General features: G+C 70.8%; 17 protein-coding genes. 11 read left to right on the top strand and 6 right to left on the bottom strand.

Translation table 11 applies throughout. From position 1 onward, the window contains the following. Nucleotides 1-96: 96 nt before the first annotated feature. The 5 genes from KSK32_RS10645 to KSK32_RS10625 form a co-directional block, all read right to left on the bottom strand. Entirely contained in the window at nucleotides 97-555 is a 459-nt protein-coding gene (locus KSK32_RS10645) for a PPC domain-containing DNA-binding protein (RefSeq protein WP_216930816.1), read from the bottom strand. Nucleotides 556-786: 231 nt separating this feature from the next. Further along, complete coding sequence (locus KSK32_RS10640) at nucleotides 787-1,365, bottom strand: GNAT family N-acetyltransferase (RefSeq protein WP_254187008.1); 579 nt, start codon at nucleotides 1,363-1,365, stop codon at nucleotides 787-789. A gap of 2 nt (nucleotides 1,366-1,367) precedes the next feature. Further along, a complete protein-coding gene (locus tag KSK32_RS10635; RefSeq protein WP_216930814.1) occupies nucleotides 1,368-2,774 on the bottom strand; it encodes a hypothetical protein in 1,407 nt (468 codons plus the stop codon). Nucleotides 2,775-2,989: 215 nt separating this feature from the next. Further along, entirely contained in the window at nucleotides 2,990-3,208 is a 219-nt protein-coding gene (locus tag KSK32_RS10630; protein ID WP_216930812.1) for a DUF397 domain-containing protein, read from the bottom strand. Beyond that, nucleotides 3,205-4,095: a helix-turn-helix transcriptional regulator gene (locus tag KSK32_RS10625; protein ID WP_216930811.1), complete on the bottom strand. Its 891-nt coding sequence runs from the start codon at nucleotides 4,093-4,095 to the stop codon at nucleotides 3,205-3,207. Before KSK32_RS10625 ends, KSK32_RS10630 begins: the two co-directional genes overlap by 4 nt. Before the next feature lie 989 nt (nucleotides 4,096-5,084). On the opposite strand from KSK32_RS10625, the gene KSK32_RS10620 reads away from it, so the two are divergent. From KSK32_RS10620 to KSK32_RS10570, 11 genes are all read left to right on the top strand, one after another. After that, the gene (locus tag KSK32_RS10620) at nucleotides 5,085-5,915 is read left to right on the top strand and encodes an N-acetyltransferase (protein ID WP_254187007.1); all 831 of its coding nucleotides are present in this window, start codon (nucleotides 5,085-5,087) and stop codon (nucleotides 5,913-5,915) included. Nucleotides 5,916-6,128: 213 nt separating this feature from the next. Continuing rightward, a complete protein-coding gene (locus KSK32_RS10615) occupies nucleotides 6,129-6,389 on the top strand; it encodes a hypothetical protein (RefSeq protein WP_216930809.1) in 261 nt (86 codons plus the stop codon). 11 nt (nucleotides 6,390-6,400) lie between these two features. Further along, nucleotides 6,401-7,846, top strand: coding sequence for an APC family permease (locus KSK32_RS10610; RefSeq protein WP_216930807.1), 1,446 nt, complete (start codon nucleotides 6,401-6,403; stop codon nucleotides 7,844-7,846). Between the two features lie 312 nt (nucleotides 7,847-8,158). Next, the gene (locus KSK32_RS10605; RefSeq protein ID WP_216930805.1) at nucleotides 8,159-8,890 is read left to right on the top strand and encodes a hypothetical protein; all 732 of its coding nucleotides are present in this window, start codon (nucleotides 8,159-8,161) and stop codon (nucleotides 8,888-8,890) included. Then, nucleotides 8,887-10,095 (top strand): histidine decarboxylase, encoded by a 1,209-nt coding sequence (locus tag KSK32_RS10600; RefSeq protein ID WP_216930803.1) that lies wholly within the window; start codon nucleotides 8,887-8,889, stop codon nucleotides 10,093-10,095. Before KSK32_RS10605 ends, KSK32_RS10600 begins: the two co-directional genes overlap by 4 nt. A gap of 13 nt (nucleotides 10,096-10,108) precedes the next feature. Further along, entirely contained in the window at nucleotides 10,109-11,239 is a 1,131-nt protein-coding gene (locus KSK32_RS10595; protein WP_216930802.1) for a class II histone deacetylase, read from the top strand. Between the two features lie 173 nt (nucleotides 11,240-11,412). After that, on the top strand, nucleotides 11,413-12,186 hold the full coding sequence (locus tag KSK32_RS10590; protein WP_216930800.1) for a class I SAM-dependent methyltransferase: 774 nt from the start codon (nucleotides 11,413-11,415) through the stop codon (nucleotides 12,184-12,186). 320 nt (nucleotides 12,187-12,506) lie between these two features. Next, on the top strand, nucleotides 12,507-13,634 hold the full coding sequence (locus KSK32_RS10585) for a hypothetical protein (protein WP_216930798.1): 1,128 nt from the start codon (nucleotides 12,507-12,509) through the stop codon (nucleotides 13,632-13,634). Nucleotides 13,635-14,269: 635 nt separating this feature from the next. Then, entirely contained in the window at nucleotides 14,270-14,449 is a 180-nt protein-coding gene (locus tag KSK32_RS10580) for an FxLD family lanthipeptide (RefSeq protein WP_216930796.1), read from the top strand. A gap of 87 nt (nucleotides 14,450-14,536) precedes the next feature. Next, nucleotides 14,537-17,365 carry a lantibiotic dehydratase gene (locus KSK32_RS10575; RefSeq protein ID WP_254187778.1) on the top strand — a complete coding sequence of 943 codons (2,829 nt, stop codon included), beginning with the start codon at nucleotides 14,537-14,539 and terminating at the stop codon, nucleotides 17,363-17,365. A gap of 65 nt (nucleotides 17,366-17,430) precedes the next feature. Then, on the top strand, nucleotides 17,431-19,542 hold the full coding sequence (locus tag KSK32_RS10570) for a hypothetical protein (protein ID WP_216930792.1): 2,112 nt from the start codon (nucleotides 17,431-17,433) through the stop codon (nucleotides 19,540-19,542). On the opposite strand, the gene KSK32_RS10565 is transcribed toward KSK32_RS10570, so the two are convergent. After that, nucleotides 19,520-20,785, bottom strand: a complete 1,266-nt coding sequence (locus tag KSK32_RS10565; protein WP_216927931.1) for an IS701 family transposase — start codon at nucleotides 20,783-20,785, stop codon at nucleotides 19,520-19,522. The genes KSK32_RS10570 and KSK32_RS10565 overlap by 23 nt on opposite strands. Between the last annotated feature and the right edge of the window lie 17 nt (nucleotides 20,786-20,802).

Here is a 20,802-nt window from a genome sequence, read left to right as displayed (position 1 = left end):
CCCTCGCCGGCCGCCGTGAGCAGCGTGTTGGGCGTGATGATGGTGTCCAGGTTGCGGGCCATCCTGTGCCTCCCTCCGAAGCCCGGTCCGGGAGCGCTAGTCGAGATGCAGTTGTGGCACGTCGTAGAGGGTGCTGTTGGGTAGTCGACGCATGGCGGGTGAGGCCACCTCGATAATGAGCATTTCGGTAAGGAATTGAACGGTGGCATCCAGCAGATGGCTGGTGTGAGCGTTAGCGCTGTATTCCTTGAGTCCGGCGGTGATGTGGATGTGGGGGAGGATCTTCTGGTCAGTGTCGTCCCAGGCGATGGTTCCGCCACCGAGTGCTTCGACGTTGGTGAGGTCGACGTGGGTCCAGACGGGGGCGTCGGGATTGTCGAGGCGTTGACAGGTGCCGACGATCTTGGCGGTGGACAAGCCGGCGATGAACATCGGGATGTAGCCCTGCTTGATGTCGTGGGCGCGGCAGGCTTCGGCGAGGGCGGTGAAGAAGTCGTCACTGTGGTCGAAAACCACACTGATCATTCGTCCTGGGGTCAGATTGTGGCTACGCATGCGCTGCTGGGACCTTCGCTCGATCGCCAGTCCAGGATGTGACACCGCCGTGCCAGATGTCGCCACCGGGAATCCAGGTCATGGCGATCGGGCGCCTCTCGTTCATAGCAAGCCCGGGCAGCGCGATGTACTCCGGGGCAATCGGTAGCGCGGCGTGGATTCCGGCGGGTTCCACCAACACCATGGCAGACAGTAGCAGCATTCTTTCAGACGTCGATGGCGCGGCCACAATCAGTCCGCCGCAGTTTGCGACTCGGTCAAGTCGAGAATCATCGAATCGTATACGGGGGCGTCGTCGAAGGGCTGAAGTTCGCCGAGCCTTTGCCACCCCCAACTGCGGTATGCGGCCTGGGCGGCAACATTGTCGGGCAGTACGAGTAGCGTTGCTCGCTCCTCGCTGGCCTCCTCGATGAGGGAATTATGCAGCTGTCGTGCGATCCCGCGACGTCGCCATCTCTTACGCACCATGATTTCGTTGAGGGCGAAGGTCCTGGTGCCGGTTTCAACGAGTGCTTTGGCGTCCACGTCGGATCGCAGCCCTTGCCACCACCGCGTCTCCGCGGGCAATGTGTACCCCAAGGCGTATCCGATCAGCGTTCCGTCGACCTCGCCGGCAACAGCCCGGAACCCATCCCTTGCCGCGTAGGCTCTTAGTCGGCTCCAGTACCTCTCTGACGAGAAGAACGGATCATTTAGCTGTTCCGCGTATACCTCTTCATAAACCTCGATCAGCTCATCCCGGTATTCGTGGAAGGAATCTTGTTTCAGCTTTCGGATTCGCACGGCAATAATCTGCTCGTCCATCTCCATGATCACGTCTTTCGGTATCGGGCGAGAAATGAGTCAACCTCGGCAACGCCCCGGTGGGCTGCGAAAAGGTGTGACACCTCAGCCATTTCTGTGGAGACTCGCCAGCTTTCCACTTCCCCAACCATGTCGTCCAGTGCGGCTTTCGCTGCGTAGGCCGCACCCTCCGGTTCACCCTGCAGGAGGCGTGCATGGGCGAGCCGAACGCGGTACAACGCTCGGTTCCGGGCGTAACCGTCGCGGTAGCCGCTGACAGCTGCGTCGAGTAACTTCTCCGCGCGGGCCGGTCGGCTGAGTGTCAGTTCGCATGTGCCGTGGAGTCCATCGATCTCGGTGTGGCTCAGGAAGGAGCACCATTCTGCGGCCGGCTTCTCGCTGTCGCGGTCGACGATCCTCCGTGCGTTCGTGATGGCAGTTTCGGAGGCGCGCGCATCGCCCGTCAGCGACGACGCGACGGCCAGACGCAGCCAGGGGATGGAGGCCAAGCGCGGATGCTGATTGATCGTCGGTACCTGCGCGGCGGATGAGGCGAAGCGGAGGGCCTCTCGCGGTCGGTTGAGCGAGTTGGCCTGACCTGCCAGGTAGGTAAGGGCTGCCGTTTCGACCTCTGGATCCTGCGCCTGTCGCGCCAGGATCAGCGCTTCGGTGAAGCGTGTCCGTGCCACGGCGTGCTCGCCCGCGTCCAGGGCGAGCCATCCGGTGCACATCTCCAGACGGGCGGTGACCTTGAGGAGCCGGCTCTCGGTTGGATGGGAGTAGGAGCCCTGTTCCAGCATCGAGTAGCCGTCACGGGTTTTGACTGCGGCGGCCTGCCACAGGCTGCCGCCGCCGATCTGATAGTCAAGGCTGTACAGATGTCTCACACTGTGTTCCAACGGTGCCACGTCGCTGATACCGATCTTGCGTGCCCTGCCGTTGGTGCGGTCTGGTAGGCGCTGTTCGGCGCCTGCGAGAGCGGCCATCACACCTAACGCCACCACGGTCCTTCGCCTCACATCACCGGACGTTACGCCGTGCGGCTGCGCTAGCGGCTCGGCAGTCTCATTGGTGAGCGAAGGGGTGTTCGGGACCTCGCGGGCGTGGTCGGCAGAAGCCGGTGCACTGGTGCGCCGTGGGCTGTAGAGGCCGAGATCGGTGTCACGTGCGGCGCCGAGGACGAGTCGTAGCGCGGCACGCCGTTCTTCGCTGGGCCATCGGTGTTCTCCGCGTTCCAGCTTGCCGATCCACCGGTGGTCGACACATTGGGCGGTGATGTCGCGGTCTGGGTAGAGCTGATCCAGGGCGGTGTTCACGGCGTCGGCCAGCTCGGTCCGGGACATGCGCTGTCCGGGGCGCCGCGGTGACGGCAAGCCGGCCCGTCTTTCGGCGAGCTGCGCGTTCGGCGTGATCAGCGTGTCCGGATGACGAGGCACCGACACCCTCCCGTGGACCCAACCGGACTCAAGTAGACGTGCGAACTCACCGGGCGTCCTCAGTCGAGGCCGTCAGCATCGCTCGGCCGGCTGCTGCCATCGTGGCGTCAGGATCACGCAGAGTCAAGGCGGTCCTGAGTGGCGTCGCCGAGATCGGAAGGCCGATCTCGGCCGCCGAGGCGCGTGACGCAGCGTCGCGAGTTGCTCGGGTTCCGCTACTGCTCCCTCGCGGTCGGGAACGGGAATCCTCCATCGCGGACCGCCTGCGTAAAAGTGCGCCATTGCTCGGGGGCGAATCGCAGTAACGGTCCGGCGCTGTTCTTGGAGTCTCGTACCAGGATCGATTTGTGGGTGTCGGCGACTTCGACGCAGTTGCCGTCGTCGCTGTGGCTCGATTTGCGCCAGATGAGCGGGGTGCTCGGCCGAGTGGTCATACTGGGGCTCCTTCGGTAGGTGTCAGGCTCTCCGCCGCGGCGCGGAGGAGACGGATACTTGAGTCGGGATGAAAGGCTGCCGCCTTGAGCCGGCCGTGCAGGCTGACATAGGGGTCCAGCTCGTCCGGATCGGTGTGAATCATGTCGCGGGTCAGGGTGTCGACCGCGACAGCCCGTGAGCCCTGCGGGTCGCGATAGCGGTAGATCGAGTACGCCGACCGGGGCGCGCTGTGACCTGTGATCGACGTGTCGGACGGCAGCACCTGGACGACCACGGATGACGGGTGATTCGCACATACGGCGATGACGTGTCGAAGCTGCTCCGCGACGACGACGGGGTCAGCGGCGCGCCGCCGGATCGCACCCTCGTCGATGACGGCTTCGTAGCGCGGCCCGCCGGCGGCGAGCACCAGGCTTTGCCGGCGGGCGCGGGCGGCGACCGCGGTAGCGGAGTCGAACCTGTCGCTATGGCGGGCCGGTTCGCTGCGTAGCCGCGCAGCGGCGTAGGCGGGTGTCTGGAGCAGGCCGGGGATCAGTGAAATGGCGAATTCGGTGATCGTTCTGGTGCCGCTTTCCAGATCCGCGTAGATGGCCTGCCGGGTTCCCATCCGTTCTGCGTCGGCCATCCACCACCCGCGCGCCCAACCGTCGGCGGCGGCGTCCATAATCGCGGCCCGTCGATTCACGCCTACTGTGAGGTAGTCGCAGATTCCGCTGACGAGATCGATGTCAGGGCCGAGATGCCCGTTCTCCAGCGCGCTGATCTGTTGCCTCGGAAACCCTAGCGCACGGGCGATCGACTCGCTTGTTACGTCATGTTCCTCCCGCAGTCGGCGGATTTCACGTCCGAGCCATTGTCGGCGGACATACGGACTAGGGCGATTCACCGGCAGCCTCCAGGGACTACGCAAGCCCGGTCGACGGTGCAGACGGCCGGGGCGCGCTCACTGTAGCCCCACCATCGCTCCGTGGACTCTGGGCCAAGGGGCCGGTCCGCCACTGTTTGTGCAGGCCAGGTGCTGGTCGGACCGTAGGTCGGTATGCCAAGTCGGACCGAAGGTAGGTATTCCCAGCGTTTACCTCTGCTGGGCATGATCTCCGTGAATGACTAATGGTTCAGCTTGAGCGTTCCACTGCCGATCGGTATTGACGATCACTCAGACAGGTGGTGCCGCTGTGTTGCCATCGGCGATTGCCGTCCTGGTCAGTCTGGCTATCGGCTGGCTAGCCGGGATGGCCACCTATCGGGCGTCTCGACGGTGGTGCGGCCGGTGCGGTGGTTCTCTTCGCTGCGCCGCCTGTGAAACGGCCTCTGACGGCGGCCAGCCGATTCATGAAAGACAGCAGCACGTTGGATTACCAGCAGAACCAGGGCAGAGGTGACGGAGTTGGAAAGCGCTGCGAAACGAGGCATCGCCGCGAGGGCGCATCCGTTGGCGGAACTTCCCGTTCGGTCTATGGCAGCACTGATTGTCCTGCCGACCGTACGTGACGGCGGAGTTGCCTCAGTAGCCGGCACCTCGGGCGCCGCGTCGACGTCGGGCCGGCTACTGAGGTGCGCACCTCGCCCGGTCTGCGGCGACGGCGTCCGCAGGCGCACGTGATCCCGGGCGTGTTGCCGACGCCGCGTACCAGCCCGGAGTCTTCGCCCCGACCGATCCGATGGTGATCCGGGCGCAGGTCGCGGGCGGCATGCGAAGTCTGCGGGCCGTGTCGGTCATCCCTCCCCCTTCCGCAGCTCCTCACACTGGAAAAGGAGAACGTCGATGAGCATCAGCGCTGCCACTCCCGGTAGTCCCCAGCTCTTGGTCGCTCTGGATGGCGTGACCCGGCAGACCCCGGCTGCCGCCGGAAGGCTGCGAGCTGAGGGGCCGTCATGACGGTGGCAGCGGCCCGACACAACGTGCCCGCGAAGGCGGTCGACATGGACGCTCCGCTGACGATGCGAGGTTCGCAGTCCGTTCCCAACCGGACGGTCGGACGTGGCGATTCTGCTCGTCGGCTGCTCGGGTTGCAGGTGCCAGGTGAGGCGGTGGTGTGCGCGACCGGCGACGACGTTCCTGTGCTGGCCGCGCTGTTGGCTCACGATCTGTGGGCTGGATCTTTGGGTGCGTGGCTGGTGCCTGACGCGGCCGTGCGCGCTAGGGCTCTGCATCGGTATGCCGAGTTCGTGCTGATATATGGGGTGCGGCACGGCCGGGTCGACACGACGGAGGATCGTGCCGCGGTCGCGGTGTGGTTCTCGCGGCCGGATCCGCCGCCGCTGGCCGGTGCGGGGTGGGTGGGTGAGCTGCGCGGGCTACTCGGCCCGTTCGCGGCGCGGTTCGCGGTGCTGCACGCGGTGGCGCCGCGTACGCCGCATCACTACCTGGCGCAGTTCGCGGCCGGGCCTGGGCAGGGCGCGGCGGGGGCGTTGCTGGCGGGCTGTCACCGGGTTGTGGATGCCGAAGGGCTGCCGGCGTACACGCAGGTGTGCGGCAGCGAACCTCGCGAGAGCTTGTTTAGCCAGCTCGGCTACCTGCCGCGGTCACCGATGCTGTTGGAGTCCGGTGGCCCGGTGCTGTGGCGGATGCACCGGCCGGGCCGTGGTGGCGTGCGGCGTGACGGCCTGCCCCGGCGTGTGCGGCTGCACCAGGCCGCGGCGCCTTCTGCCGGCGCAGGGCCGTCGGCGGTACCGCCGCTTCTCGGTCGGGTCGACACGACCTGACAGCCGTTTCGGCACCTGGATACACGGCTGCTGGCCGCCGGCCGGCGGGGCGTTTGCATACGCCTTTCCCCTCGATGCAAGGAGGCATTCCTCATGCTGGCTGCTACGACCCGTTGCCCGATGCGGCAACGACGGCCGAATGCCGGCCGGTGGCTGTTGGCGTGGCTCGTTGCTGCGCCCGCCGGTGCCGCCGCCGTCACGGACGCGGGAGCTGTGACGTCGCGCGAGTTCGTCTGGGGGTACGCGATCAGGCGGGAGTGGCCGGACGGTGCTCACGACTTGTTCGGGTTCACCCCGGACGCCCGCGTCGCGCGGCGGCGGCTCGACCGGGACCAGGGTTACTGGCGTCGCGGCCCGGTACGGCCGGCGGCGGTGTCTGTCGTGGCCGTCAACGCCGCCGACGTGAGCGGGCATCCGGTGGGCGGCTGCCGCCGGTCGGGCTGCCCGGACGTGGTGGATCGGGGGCAGCGGTGAGGTCAGCGCACATGCAGGTGGCGCTCGCGCGGCGGACGTTGACGCCGACGGGGCTGTGGGTGTTCGGGGCGGCGGCGTCGGCGCCGATGGTGGTGCTCGCCGGAGGCATCGTCGCCACGTACGCGACTACGCAAGTGACGGCGTTGCCGCTGGTGTTCGTGCTCGTCGCCGGGGTGGTGGCGTTGCTGGCCGTCGGGTACACGGCGATGGCCCGCCAGCTCGGGCACCCGGCGGCCTACTACGGCATCCTCGCCAACAGCCTGGGGCGTGGCTGGGGCGTCGCCGCCGGCCTGGTCGCCCTGGTTGCTTACAACGCGATTCAGATCAGCCTGTACGGCTTGCTCGGTGCCACGTTGGCCGGGCAGCTGGGCGGTGTGTGGTGGGTGTGGGCGGGCATCGCCGTGGCGGTGGTCGGGGCGTTCGGTGTTCGGGCGATCGTGCTGTCCACCCGGGTGCTGGTGGCCGTGCTGGCGGTGTCGCTGCTGATCGTCGCCGCGTTCGTCCTCGCCGGTGTGAGCCAGCCGGCCGGCGGTGACCTGTCGTGGGCGGGCTTCGACGCCTCGGGGCTGGCGGTCGGCGGTGTCGGCGGCGCGGTGGCGTTCAGTGTGGCGGCGTTGATGGGTGTGGACGCCCCGGGTTCGATGGTCGAGGAGGCCGTGGACCGCCGGTCGGTGGGCCGGGCCACGATCGGCGCGGTGCTCGTCCTCGGCGGTGTGTACGCGCTCGCGGCGTGGGCGATGGGCGTAGCCGTCGGTCCCGACGCCGTGGGTGAGGTGGCCGCCGACCCGGCGGCGGGGTTGCCGTTCTCGGTCCTGGAACGTCTCGGCGGCTGGTGGGTTGCGTTGGCGGAGCTGGTCCTGATCCTCGCGATCGTCACCTCGAAGCTCGTCTTCCACAACGTCGCGGCCCGGTACGTGTTCGCCCTGGCGCGCGAAGGCGTCCTGCCCGCCGGGCTCGCGCGCACCGCTAGCACGACCCGGGTCAGCGCACCGCGCGGCGGCTCATTGACGCAGACCGGCATCGCCTCGGTGGTGGTGATCGCGTTCGCGGTGGCCGGCGCTGACCCGATCGCGGTGATGTTCACCTGGCTCTCGACGCTGGGCGCGATGGGCCTGCTGAGCCTGCTGCTGGCCGCATCGGTGGCGGCGATGACCGCACCGGCGAGCGTGCGCCGCCCGAGGCCAGGAGTGTGGGAGTGGCGACTCGCTCCCGCGCTGGGCGTCCTGGGCGGGCTGGTGCTGCTTGCTCTGATGGTCGGCAACGTCGGCTCCCTACTCGGTGCCGCGCCGGGATCGCTGTACCCGTTCCTGCTGCCGACGATCCTCGCCGCCACCGCCGTCCTCGGCGGGGTGTGGGCGGGACATCTGCGGCGGTCCCGTCCGGACATCTACGCCGGTATCGGCCGTGGAACCCCGAGCACCCACGCCGTCCCCGACGCGATCAGCGTCTCCATCTGACAAGGGGCGACGATGATGACCCACGCGGCCATACCGCCTCCAGGCAGGCACTACAACGGCGAGCACGCCGAGGCCGGACGGCGACCGGAACACCCGCAGACCGCACCGCCCGCCGCTTCGATGGAACACCCGCCGTACCGGCCGGCGCCCGCCGCTCACCCGCCGGGGACCGGCTACGGGACAGCGCGTACGCCAGCCGATTACCCGCGAACGCCGGAGTCCGTGGTCCACCCGCTCCAGCCTCCGTCCGCGCAGCCTGTGCCGCCGGCCGGGTCGGCCTGGGCGTACGAGCAGGCGCCCGGTGATGACAGGGTGCCGCCGGAGGTCCGCCGCTGGGCCGATCTGCGTAAGCAGGTCGCGTACCGGTGCAAGCGGATCAACACCGGTCACATGGTCGAGGCCGATCAACGGTTCGGTGGGCGTGAGGCGCTCGGCCCGCACGGGGTGGTGTTGTTCTTCGTCGCCGACGCGCCGGGCGAGCCGCACGGCTACCGGCTGCACACCGCCTACCGGCTGTGGCTGGCCTCACCGGATTCCGACGACCTCCCGAGGTTGCTGGCGGACCTCGACGGCGTCGCCCGGGACAACATTGCCCGCGCCGCCTCGGCCGGGCGGCGGTGGCATCCCCTCGGCCCCGAGGGCTCGATGGTCAACGGCGGGGACATGAGCCTGCCGGAGCACGCGGCCTACGTCGGTGCCGGGATCAGCACCCTCGACTCCGACCAGGGCCGCTGGTACCAGCTCGCCCACACCCTGCGGGATCTGCCTGCCACCGGGCACCGCTTGTCGGTCTTCGACCTCAAAGGCCAGGCGTACGTGCTGCTGACTGACGGCACCGCCATGCACATCGACCGCGACCCGCACGCGCCCCTGGGCGTCGACGGCATCCGCTGCAACCGCACCCTCGACCCGGACCGCGTCACCTACTACAACCGGCACGAGAACCTCACCGAGGACGGCGACGACGCCACCCGAGCGGTGTGGCGAAACCTCAGCGTCCTGCACCACACCCTCACCGCGCACCTGCACGGGCCGCTGGCATGACCGACACCCTGAGACTGGCCGCCGCCGCGGATCTGAGCCGCGCGCCGATCGACATCACGGCCGTTCTTGACAACCTCGTGCGCGAAGCCGACGCCACGGCGGCGACGAGCATCGGGTTCCCCGGCGCTGTGGACCTCGACCACACGGAGGTCATGACCCGCCTCGGCGGCAGGCTGTGGAACAACATCGGCGACCCCGCCGACGAGGGCGGAATCGCGCACACCCGGGCGATGGAACGCGCGGTCATCACCTGGACGGCCGACCTGCTCGCCATGCCCGCCCACGACCGGTGGGGCTACGTCACCACGGGCGGCACGGAAGGCACCCTGTCCGCCCTGCACGCCGCGCACCGGCGGAAACCGACGGCACGGATCTACTACTCGGCCGCCGCCCACTACTCCGTGGCCAAGGTGGTGCGTCTGCTCGGCGCGCACGGCATCCTGGTCCACGCGCGCCCCGATGGGGAGATGGACTACGCGCACCTCGCCGAGCAGCTGCACAGGCGGCGCCGCTTCCCGGCGATCGTCGTCGCGACCGCCGGCACCACCATGACCGAGGCGGTCGATGACACCAGCCGCATCCGCGACCTCCTCGACGCACACCACGCGGGCGGGCATCTGCACGTCGACGCGGCCCTGTCCGGCATCCCCCTGGCTCTCGACGGACGGCTGTCCCTCGATGACGCCAGCGGCATCGGCAGCGTCGCGATCAGCGGCCACAAGTTCTTCGGCACACCGACGCCGTGCGGCATCGTGCTCATCCGCGACCACCTACGCCCCGCCGGTTCCCGGGTGGCCTACACCGCCACGGCGGACACCACCATCACCGGCTCCCGCTGTGGCCTGTCGGCTGCGCTGTTGTGGCATGCCATCGCCGTTCACGGACGGGAGGGGCACCGGTGGCGGGCCAGCGAGGCCCGCCGGCTGGCTGTCTACACCGTCGAGCGGCTCAACGCTGTCGGCTGGCCCGCCTGGCGGCACCCGCACGCCTTCACCGTCGTCCTGCCCACCCCACCCGAGCACGTACGCCGAAAGTGGCTCCTGGCCACCGACGGCGACACCAGCCACCTCATCTGCATGCCCGGCATCACCTCGGGCGTGATCGACGCCTTCATCACGGACCTGGCCGCCGCCGCTCGCGGCCGGAAGGCACCACGGCCTCGCCCACCCGCCGACGACGCCGGCCTGATGGCCACCACCTACTGATCGAGGAGACCTGATGGCAACCGGCTTCATGACCCACACCTTGTTCTTCTGGCACGACACCGGTACCGCCGCCGGGATGGTGGTCGCCGATCCGGTGGCGGGCGTCCAGCCCGACGGGCACGTCGAGAGCGGCGCAACCAAGCGCCGCTGTTTCGAACTGCTGGACGTCACCGGCCTGCTGGGCCGGATGACGTGGGTCGAGGCGCGGTCTGCCACCGTCAGTGAGCTGCTGCGGGTGCACACCGACGAGCACGTGCGCCGGGTGCGCGACGCGAGCGCGCAGGTGCGGGGCGGTGACGCCGGGGACGGTTTCTCCCCGGTGGGTCGGGGCAGCTACGACATCGCCCGGCTGGCCGCCGGCGGCGTCCTCGAACTCGTCACCGCCGTCGCGTCGGGTGTCGTCAGCAACGGGTACGCGCTGGTCCGGCCGCCCGGCCATCACGCCACCGCCGGCACCGGTATGGGCTTCTGCACGTTCAACAACGTGGCCCTCGCCGCGCGGCACGCCCAGGCCGAGCTGGGACTGAACCGGATCGCGATCGTCGACATCGACGCGCACCACGGCAACGGCACGCAGTCCATCTTCTACGACGACCCGAACGTGCTGGCCGTCTCCCTGCACGAGGCGAACTGTTTCCCGCCCGACTCCGGCTGGGTGGAAGAGAACGGCGCCGGCCCGGGCGAGGGGTACACCCTCAACATTCCGCTGCCCAAGGGCAGCGGTCACGCCGCCTACCTCTACGCCATGAACACGGTGGTGCTTCCCGCGCTGGACCGGTTCCAGCCAGAGCTGATCCTCGTCGCGACGGGCTTCGACGGCGCCTACTGGGATCCGCTGTCGTGTCAGGCGTTGATCGCGGACTCGTACCGGCAGATGGCCCGGCTGCTGACCGGGGCGGCCGAGCGGCTGTGCGGCGGCCGGCTCGTCGCGGTCCACGAGGGCGGCTACAGCCGCTGGTACACGCCGTGGTGCCTGGTCGGGTTCGTCGAGGGCCTGACCGGGGCCAACGGTGACCTCACCGACCCCTACGCCGGCATCGCCGCCGGCTACGGAGCCGAACCGATGCTGCCCCACGAGCAGGCCGTCATCGACCAGACCGCCCGCCTGATGCCGCGCATCACCGCGACCGTCCCGGCCAGCTGACCAACACCCATGATCCCGACCCACGCCCTACGCCGCTGGTCGGAACCGCCGACCGCAGGCGAGCCCTTCGCGGCCTCGCCGCCGTACCTGGAGCCGCGCCGCGAAGCCGCTCGGACCATCCACTCAGAGCACACCTGCATCACCGAGGGCGCCGCAACGCTGGAGGGAAGACGATGACAATCACACACGCCGCGGGGATGTCCGCATCGCTGCGGGAACTGCTCGACCCGACCATCACTCACCAGATCAACCGGCTCGACCTCAACCCCGGCTCGCGGGTGTTGGAGATCGGCGCCGGGACCGGCCACGTCACCGCCTACCTCGCCCGCGCCGTCGGGCCGCTCGGTCGTGTCGTCGCGGTCGACGACGACACCACCCACCTCAACCCGACCGCCGTGGTAGACGTCTACCAGCGTGACGTGGCCGCCGACCCCGCCGAGCTGCCCGGCGACGCGGAGTCGGTCGACCTGGCGGTCGCCCGCTGGCCGCACCACCGGCTGGCCGACCCGGCCGGGCTGATCGACCAGATGCTCACGCGGCTGCGCCCGGGCGGCTGGCTCGTCCTCGCCGACGTCACCGACACCCGCCCGCGCGTGTACTGCGCCGCCGAACCCGGCGACGAAGACCTGATCAACGCGGTGGTGCGGCGGCTCTACGACGCGACCCTCGACGCGGGCAGCACCGGCCGGTGGCCGGCCGACGTCGAAGGGCTGCTCCACGGCAGAGGCATGGACTCGGTGTGTCTGACCGCCGCGTCGGAGACGTGGACCGGCGGCGGACCCGGCTGCGGTGTCCTCGCCGGCATCGCCGCCCACGCCCAGCCCACCCTCCACGCCCTCGGCGTCGATGCCGAGAGCGTGGACCGCTTCCAGACGCTGATGGGCGACCCCCGGGTCGCGCTGCGCTCGGTCGAGCGCCGCGGCCTGCACGCCCGCAAACCCGGCTGACCGCCCCTGGTTGTGCCGCTGGGGGATCGGCAACCTCCAGCGTCACGTCCGGCGACCCCAACCATGTGGTCACCGGACGGCGGTGACGGACCAACGCGCCCGAGCCCGTCACCGCCAGGACGACCACGCCGGGATGAGGGGCCCGGCCGGTCGGCCAGGCCGGCGGCAGAACCAACGGTCTGCCGCCGGCCACCCCCGACATCGAGCAAGCACGGCACCGGGCGTGGTGATGCCGCCAGCATCACCTCACCCGCAGCTCCACTGTCGTTCTCGCCGCGCGGCGACGACGGTGGCATTTCATCGCGTCAGGGAGCGTCCTCATGACCGCACGCCTTCTCACCGTCGCTCGGACACCAGCGTTCATCGCCGACGTGATCGCGCAGGTCACCGCCGGACACGACCGTCCCGGAACCGGTCGCCTCGCCGCGGTCGTCAACCAGGTCGCCCGCGAACACGGGCTGCCCGCCACCACCGTCCGGGCGTGGCTGACCGAGGCACGGTACTCACCGCAGGCGCCCCTGCCCTACGGCCTGTTGCACTGCGGCCTGTGCAGCGCACCGCTCGCGACCATCACCCGCGGCCACGAGCCGCCGGTGTTCCTGTGCACCCCACCGTGCGGGCGGAACCCGATCGCCGCCGACGGGGTGTCACGCGCGGTGGCCGCGATCGTCCTGCGACGCGCGCCCCGGCTTGTTCCCCCAGGCTCGGCCGCCGACGCCGCCTCCTACGCCCGAGCGGTGATCCTGCGCATCAACGTCGGCGCCACCCTCAACGATCTGCGCGTCACCTGGCGCAGCGCCCCACCGCGCACGCACATCGCTCAACGCCTGCACGCCGCACGCCGCCACACCCACCACCGCAACCACCGACAAGCAGTACGCCTGCTACGCGGCGCTCTGCACCACATCGACCCGCTGCGGCACCGGCCCACCACCGACCTGATCACCGCCCGCGCCGCCGCCCTGCTCGCCGACACCTCCCTCGCCGCCCGCGCCCTCGGCGCCCGCGAGTGGGCCGCGTTCGCCCACCGCAGCCTGCGCGGCCTGCACGGCGACCCCACCCACCCCGAGGTCCGCGACGCCCTCGCGGTCCTCGCCGCCGCCACCACCGCCGCCGGTGACCACACCGGCGCGACCCGCCTCTACAGCGACCTGATCCGCTACCACAGCCAGGCCGAAGGACCAGCCGCGCTGCCCACCCTCACCGCCCAGGCGCACCTCTGCGCTGCCCTGCACGCCACCGGCCAGGTCGAACAGGCCGCCTCCCTGCTGCGCTGCACCGCCGCCGCGCTGGGTTCCACGCACCACCACGACCCGGCCACCGCACGGCTGGCCAAGCAGCTCGCGGCGATGCGCGACACCGCCCGCCCGACGATGCCGGCCTGGACGATCGCGCGCAGCTCCCACGGCTGCCGATCCGATCACCGCGAACCGCCGCCGCGGCCTTAGAAGGACAGCGCCGGCGGCGGGCCCGGATCAGGCACCCGGGCACTCGCACAGGGTGCGCCGTTCGCCGAACCGTCACCGGACAAGGGGGGCCGGGCATGCCCTACGGGCCACTGACCGTCAACCGCCGCCGCCGCATCATCGTCGCCCTGCTGCGTCACCCGGGCAGGTCTTGGACCGTGCGCGAGCTGGCCGACGCCGTGCCAGGCGTTCCCGCGGGCGCGGTCCGCGACACCGTCAACCAGTTCCTCGCCGAGAGGATCCTGCGGCAGGTGCCCGGTCGCCGTGCGTTGACCGCCGTGCTCACCGAGCCGGGACAGGGGCTGCTCACACGGCTTGTCCCGCAGTCGGCCGAGACTGCACGGGGCCCGCCTCCCGCGAGCCATTCCGGCAGTTACCCGGGGACCGTCAGAACAGGCATCGGAACTCATTCTCATCCCTGAGCACAGGGATCACGCATCCCTACCGCCTCGGTCGTCCCGACCCGTCAACACCGCACCGCGGTGGTGTCCCCACCGTGGGGTTACCGGGCCTCGGCCGGCTGGGCTGTAGTGATGGCCGCCACTGCAACCGGGCCGCGCGGACACCGGGCCACCAATCACGGCGCCGCGCGATCCGCGATCCGAAGGAGTACCAGCATGCTCACCTCACCTGCGCCGCTCGACCTGACCGAGGGATCCGGGAACGGGTCCGGCGGCAACCAGGCCGCGGCGTTCGCTCTGGATGTCACGGTCGTCGAGCAGGGCGACCTCGGCGGGCTCGTCCAGCTGACCGACGACGGGTGCGGCAGCACCTGCACGGCCTGCACCACCGGCTGACCCTGTCCGCTGCAATCCGGTGCCGGCCAGCGATCCCCGTGTCGCTGGCCGGCACCCCAGTCGGTCAACCTGGAGGCTCACGTGCGGATGTCACTGTCGTCCACAGCGTTCGACGTGGCGGGTCCTGTCCTGGTCAGGGCGTGCGCTCACCCGCAGTTGCCGCTGCCGCCATGGCCAGCGAGCGGACCGGCGGGCAACGACGTGGCGGCCGGGCAGGCATGGCTGCGTCGGGTGTGGTCGACGCCAGCTGTCGCTGAGGCCATCAGCCACGCCAGCCCCGCTCTGGCGGAGGCGGTCCGCGTCTGCTGCGGCCCCGAGTTCCATGACGGCCGGAAGGTACGGCGCACGATGCTGGCGGTGCTGCGGTACGTGCTGCGGATGACCGGCCGGCCGCCGATCGAGGCGATGGTGTCGACCCTGGTGGCCCGCCGGGCGTTGATCACCAACCTGCACGCGCCGTCCACGAACCTGGACGCTCTCGGCCACCTTCTCCGGGCCCTCGATGATGCCGCCGGCATCACCGGCGACAGGTCACCGGCCGTGGCGATCGTCGACGACGGGCGGGCGGGTGATGCCGCCGGCATCAGCCCGACCGACGACAGCGACGACGGCGGCCTTGCCAGCCTGATCGGGCGGCTGCGCGCGGTCGCCGCGCTGCTGCGCGAACACAACGACGCTGCGGCAGCCGGGCAGCCGGCGCTCCGCGACCGCCTCACCGCGGCGATGCGCCGGACACAGGCATACGCGGGCCATCCCGTCGCGCTTGACCTGCGTTTGGACGCCGAGTTCGTGCTGCCGACGTCCGTGGCCGCCGAGGTGCGGCGCGCGGCGGTGGTCTTCGCGCGGCTGAGCGAGTACCCCTACGGCACGGCCGCGTGGCGGGACTACCACCGGATGTTCTACGAGCGCTACGGCATCGGGTCGCTGGTGCCGCTGCTGGAGGTCGTCGACCCGGACAGTGGTATCGGGTTTCCCGCCGGCTATCCGGGAACGCTGGTGGAGCCGCCGCCGGCGAAGCTGAAGCCGCGCGACGAGCTGCTGCTGGCGCTGGTGCAGGACGCGGTGCTCGACGGCCGGGACGAGATCGTGCTCGACGAGGCGCTGATCGACCGGCTCGACGCCGGCCCACGCCCACCGCGGCTGCCGTCGCACCTGGAGATGGCGGTGCGGGTCAACGCCGCCAGCCCGCAGGGTCTACGCCAGGGCCGCTACACCCTGGAAGCGGTGCAGATCTCGCGTAACGTCGGCGGGTTGACCGGCCGGTTCCTGCCCGTGCTGGAACCCGAGCACGCGGCCGGGCACCTGGCGGCGCTGGCCTCGCTGCCCGCCTGCGATGCGGACACCGCGCTGGTGCAGGTGTCCTTCCCGCCGCTGGATCCGGCGACCGCCCATGTGACCCGGGCGCCGCAGGCCCTGCCGATGGTGCTCAGCCTCGCCGAGCACCGGCCGGCGGCCGAGAAGGTGCTGACGGTGCGCGACGTCGCGGTCGGGTGTGACGGGCGGCGGCTGTTCCTGGCCGTGCCCCGGCTGGGCCGGCGGATCGAGGTGAGCGCCCTGCACGCGCTGAACCTGCGTACCCACACGCCGGGGCTGGCCCGGTTCCTGATCGAGCTGGCCCGGGCGCAGTGCGCGCAGGTCACCGGGATCCGCTGGGGTGCGGCGGCGACGCTGCCGTACCGGCCGCGGCTGCGCTACGGCCGCGTGATCCTGGCGCCGGCCGCCTGGCGGCTCACCGCAGGCGAGCTGCCCGACCCGCACGGTACGGGCGCGGCGTGGGATGCCGGGCTGGCGTCGTGGCGGCAGCGGCGACGGATGCCCGGCCAGGTCCGGCTCGTCGTGGACGACAAGCGGCTGTTCCTGGACCTCACCGAGCCCGGCCCTCGGGCGGTGCTGCGCCGGCACCTGGAGGTGGCGGGCCACGCGGTGCTCACCGAGGTCGTGGACCCGGCGGGAACAGGATGGTGCGGCGGCCGGCCCCACGAGGTCATCATCCCGCTGCGCGCCGCCGCACCGCCGCCGTGGCCCCGGCTTCCCGCTCCCACCGTGGCGCGGCTGATCGGCCGTGATCACGGCGACGTGCCCGGCATCTCCACGACCGTGTACGCGCAGCTGTTCGGTGACCTGCGCCGCCAAGACGTGATCCTCACCGAGCACCTCCCGCGGCTGCTGGCCGGCTTCGGCACCGAGCCGCCCTGGTGGTTCCTGCGCTACCGCGACGCGGACCGTTTCGACCCGCACCTGCGCCTGCGGATCCGCCTGTCCCACCCCGACGCCTTCGGCGACACGGCGGCCCGGATCAGCAGGTGGGCGGCGGCGCTGCACCGCGACGGGCTGCTCCGCGAGATCCGCTACCCGACCTCCTACCCGGAACCCGGCCGGTGGGGCGCCGGGCCGGTGCTGCGCGCGGCCGAGCAGGTGTTCACCGCCGACTCCCGCGCCGTGCCCGCCCAGCTGCACCAACCGGACCGGCCGCACCGCCAGGCACTGATCGCCGCTTACACCATCGCCATCGCCATCGCCTACCTCGGCGGCACCACGGCCGGCATGCGGTGGCTGATCGAGCGTCTGCCCGCCGCCGCCCCGACCGAGCCGACGCCCCGGCCGGTCTACCGCGAGGCCGTGCGCCTGAGCAATCCGGACGGCGACTGGGCGGCGCTGCGCGCCACCCCCGCCGGCCCGGCGATCATCAGCGCCTGGGCGGCCCGGAACACCGCCCTCGCCAACTGGCGGCGGCTGCTCACCGGCGGCGGCCCGGACACCGACGGCGTCGACCCCGACGACGCACTACGACACGTCCTGCACGGGCACTACATCCGCGCCCACGGCGTCGACTTCAACGACGAACCGGTCTGCCAGCACCTGGCCCGCGCCGCCGCCCTCGCCTGGTCGGCCCGACACCGCACGCAGCGGCCATGACCGGCACCAACCGACCCCGCCAGCCCGGCAGATGCCCCACAGCCGGTCCGTCGACTACTGACCTCATGACCCCGCAACCGCGTCTTCACGGCGACGAGCGGCTGCCGGAGATCATCGCGGACGGCGGCCCGGTGACAGGAGAAACAGCCAAGGCCAGCGACCACCCGATTCTGCACGTCGCCGACACGGTGGCCCGGGAACTGGCCGATCCCGCCGTCGCGCCCACCCTGGCAGGCGGGCGGGCGTGGTGGCCGCACCACCTGGCCCACGGCGCGCCCGGGATCGTGCTGCTGCACGCCGAACTCGCCGCCGTCGGCGTGGCACCGTGGAGCCGCGTACACGACTGGCTCACCTACGCCGCCGGCCACACCGTGACGTCCGGGGCGGACAGCCACCTCAACTACGGCGCCCCCGCCCTCGCGGTGGCCATGGCCACCGTCGCCGAGCAGATTCCCGGCGCCTACCAGGCGAGCCTGAACGTCCTGGACGCCACGATCGCCGGCGACACGCTGCGCCGCACCGCCGCCATCACCGGCCGGCTGGAACCCGGCCGACGGCCCCTGCTGGCCGACTTCGACGTGGTCCGCGCGGCCTTTGTCGGCCAGCTCGCCCCCGCCGGGCGGATGGTGGTGCCGCTGCGGCTGCGCGGCGCCACGTCGCGCTCCATCGCCTTCACCCGCACTCCCGACGGCCTCACCAGCGTCGACAGTCAACTCGCCGTGTTCATGCCCCTGCGCGGCAGCCTCGACGACGCCCGCCGCATCGTCGCGATCAACGAGCAGCAGGACGTCGCCCTGGTCGTCAACAAGGACCAGACCGTCGACGGCGCCCTGCTCGCCGGCGTCCTCGACACCCCCGCGCACACCCAGTGGACCGGCGTGATCTTCCCGCCGATGGTGCCGTACGAGTGGATCGAGCTGTGGCTCGCGCTGCGCCTACCTAACTCGAACCTGCGGATGACCACCGACCGCGCCGCGATCGACCGAGGCCAGGTCACCCCCATGCACCCGCAGTGGGGCGCCATGGCCACCGTCGAAGGCCCCAGCCTCGCCTACCTCACCCTGCGCCCCGCCGAACCCGTCGACGGGCAGAAGCGCTACGAGATCGGCCTCATCGGCCACGGCCCCGACGGCATCGCCCTGGCCGACATCACGGCCGAGGAAGCCGCACGGTGGGACCGCGAGTACCGCTCCCGCAGCGTGCGCTTCGAAATCCCGATCGGACGCGCCGGCGAGCACGCCCCCGACAAGGGACGCTTCGTCATCGACCGCCCGCACCACCCGTCACCGTCATCTGGGAATAGGGCCATGCTCGCCGGGACGACAGCACACCGCTTCCCCCTCGTCGCCCGGTCACGGCCGCTGTGCACCGCCCTGCCCGCGAGGATCGGCGCCCTGGCCGACCTCGCGGCCAGGGCACAGCACGACAACGACCTGACCGCCGCCGCCCGCGTCTACAACCAGGCCGCCCTCATCGCCTCCGACTGCGGCCAAACCGACCTCGCCCGCCAGTGGTGCCACCGCCACGCCCAAGCATGGCTCGACCGCCCAGACCTGACCACCACCCCCGGCCGCCACGTCATCGAATCCCTGGTCAACCTCGCCCGCCTGCACATCCGAGCCGGCGAACACGACGACGGCCTCACACTCCTCACCGAGCTCTACCACGCCATCGCCCACCGAACCGACACCACCATCGACGGCATCCCTCTCCCCGCCGCCGCGCTCACCCCCACCGAAGAAGCCCACCGCGACCTCACCCAATGGCTCTGGAGCGTCCACCTGGCAGACGGCACCCGCGCGCTGACCAGCGCCGGCCGCTGGGACGACGCCGAAGAACACCTCCAGCACCACCACGGCATCGGCAACCGGATGCTCGACGGACGCCAAGCCGCCATCATCGCCCGCATCCACCGCGGGCAACACGCCGCCGCCCAACAGATGATCGACACGACCCAACCCGGCGAGCCCTGGGAAGCCGCCGTGGCGGCCTGCCTCACCACAATGTCCCACCCAGACGGACCGGCACGCACCGAGGACGTCGACCTGATGACGGCGCGCTATCAGAAGGTGAGCAGGGATCCTTCGCTGGTCGTGTTCCGCACTCGCCTCGCCCTGTCCATCGTCGAACTAGTACGGCAGCCGCCGTTTGGGATCATGGTTGAAGTTCGAGGTTGAGCCGGCGTGTGTAGTGGGCTCGTCGGGCTCGGGCTTGATGCCGTCGTCGCCAGCCTGACCAGTGCAAACGATGGGCGAGGTCGGTGATCGGGCGGATGAGGCAGGCGTTGATCAGGCGGCGGACCTCGTTGACGGTCAGCGTGATCAGTCCCGTGTCGGTGGGCTCGTCGTGGGTGGCGTCAGCGGCGCTGATTGTCAGCACGGCGAGGGCGGCCAGGGCGAGGGTGGTGAATCGGTGCCAGGAGTCCCAGCGGCGGACCTGGTGCTGGTCCAGGCCGACCTGGCTCTTGGCGGCCTGGAAGCTCTCCTCGATGCTCCAGCGGATTCCGGCGACCCGCACGAGCTGGACGAGGGTGGCCGGTCTCGGGGTCCAGCAGCGGTAGAAGGCCAGCTCACCGGTGGTGATGTTGCGGCGGATCAGCAGGCTGTGCCGGCCGCCGTCGTCGGGGTCAGCGTCGGTGCACACGTCATCGAGCCAGGCCCAGTCGTAGAAACGCGGCCCCTTGGATCCGGCGCCGGCTGAGCGGCGCTGCCACGCCGAGGCGGGCAGGTCAGCGGCGATCCGGTCGGCGCGGATGCGGGTCTTGCTGCCGTCGATCGGCACCAGGTGGCTGCGGGACACCGCAAGGACGTAACCGATCTCGTGTTCGCGCAGGCCAGCGCGGAAGGCGGCGCTGTTGCCGTAAGCCTCGTCCGCAGCCACCCACCCGGCCGGCACCCCGGCGTCAAGGGCTGCGGTGATCATGTCGGCGGCCAACTCCGACTTGGTGGCGAACTCGATGTCCTCGGGCACCCCGGCAGCAGCACACCGGTCGCGGTCGTCGGTCCACGACGCTGGCAGATACACCCGCCGGTCGATCAGGGTGTGCCCGTCGGCGCCGGCGTAGCCCAGGAACACCCCGACCTGACTGTTCTCGATCCGCCCTGCCGTGCCGGTGTACTGGCGCTGCACCCCGACCGTGTGGATGCCCTTCTTCAGATCGCCGGTCTCGTCGACGGCCAGGACCGCGTCCGGACCGCCGAACCGGCCGGCGATCATCTGCCGCAGGTCGTCGCGGACGGCGTCGGCGTCCCACACCGCCCGGTACAACAACCGCTGCATCGCATCCGGCCCGGCGTGCCCGGCCTGCTCGGCCAACTGCCAACACGTCTTGACCTCAAGGTCAGCCAGCAGCCCGGTCACGAACTGTCCGGCCGCCCGGCGCGGTTCCACCCGCCCGAACCGGCCCGCGAAGCAGCCCAGCACCTCGGCCAGCACCC

This window comes from Micromonospora sp. WMMB482 (genome assembly GCF_019038635.1).
Classification (GTDB): Bacteria; Actinomycetota; Actinomycetes; order Mycobacteriales; family Micromonosporaceae; genus Micromonospora; species Micromonospora marina.
The sequence above is the reverse complement of the archived record's forward strand: the minus strand, read 5'-3'. Positions and strand labels throughout refer to the sequence as shown.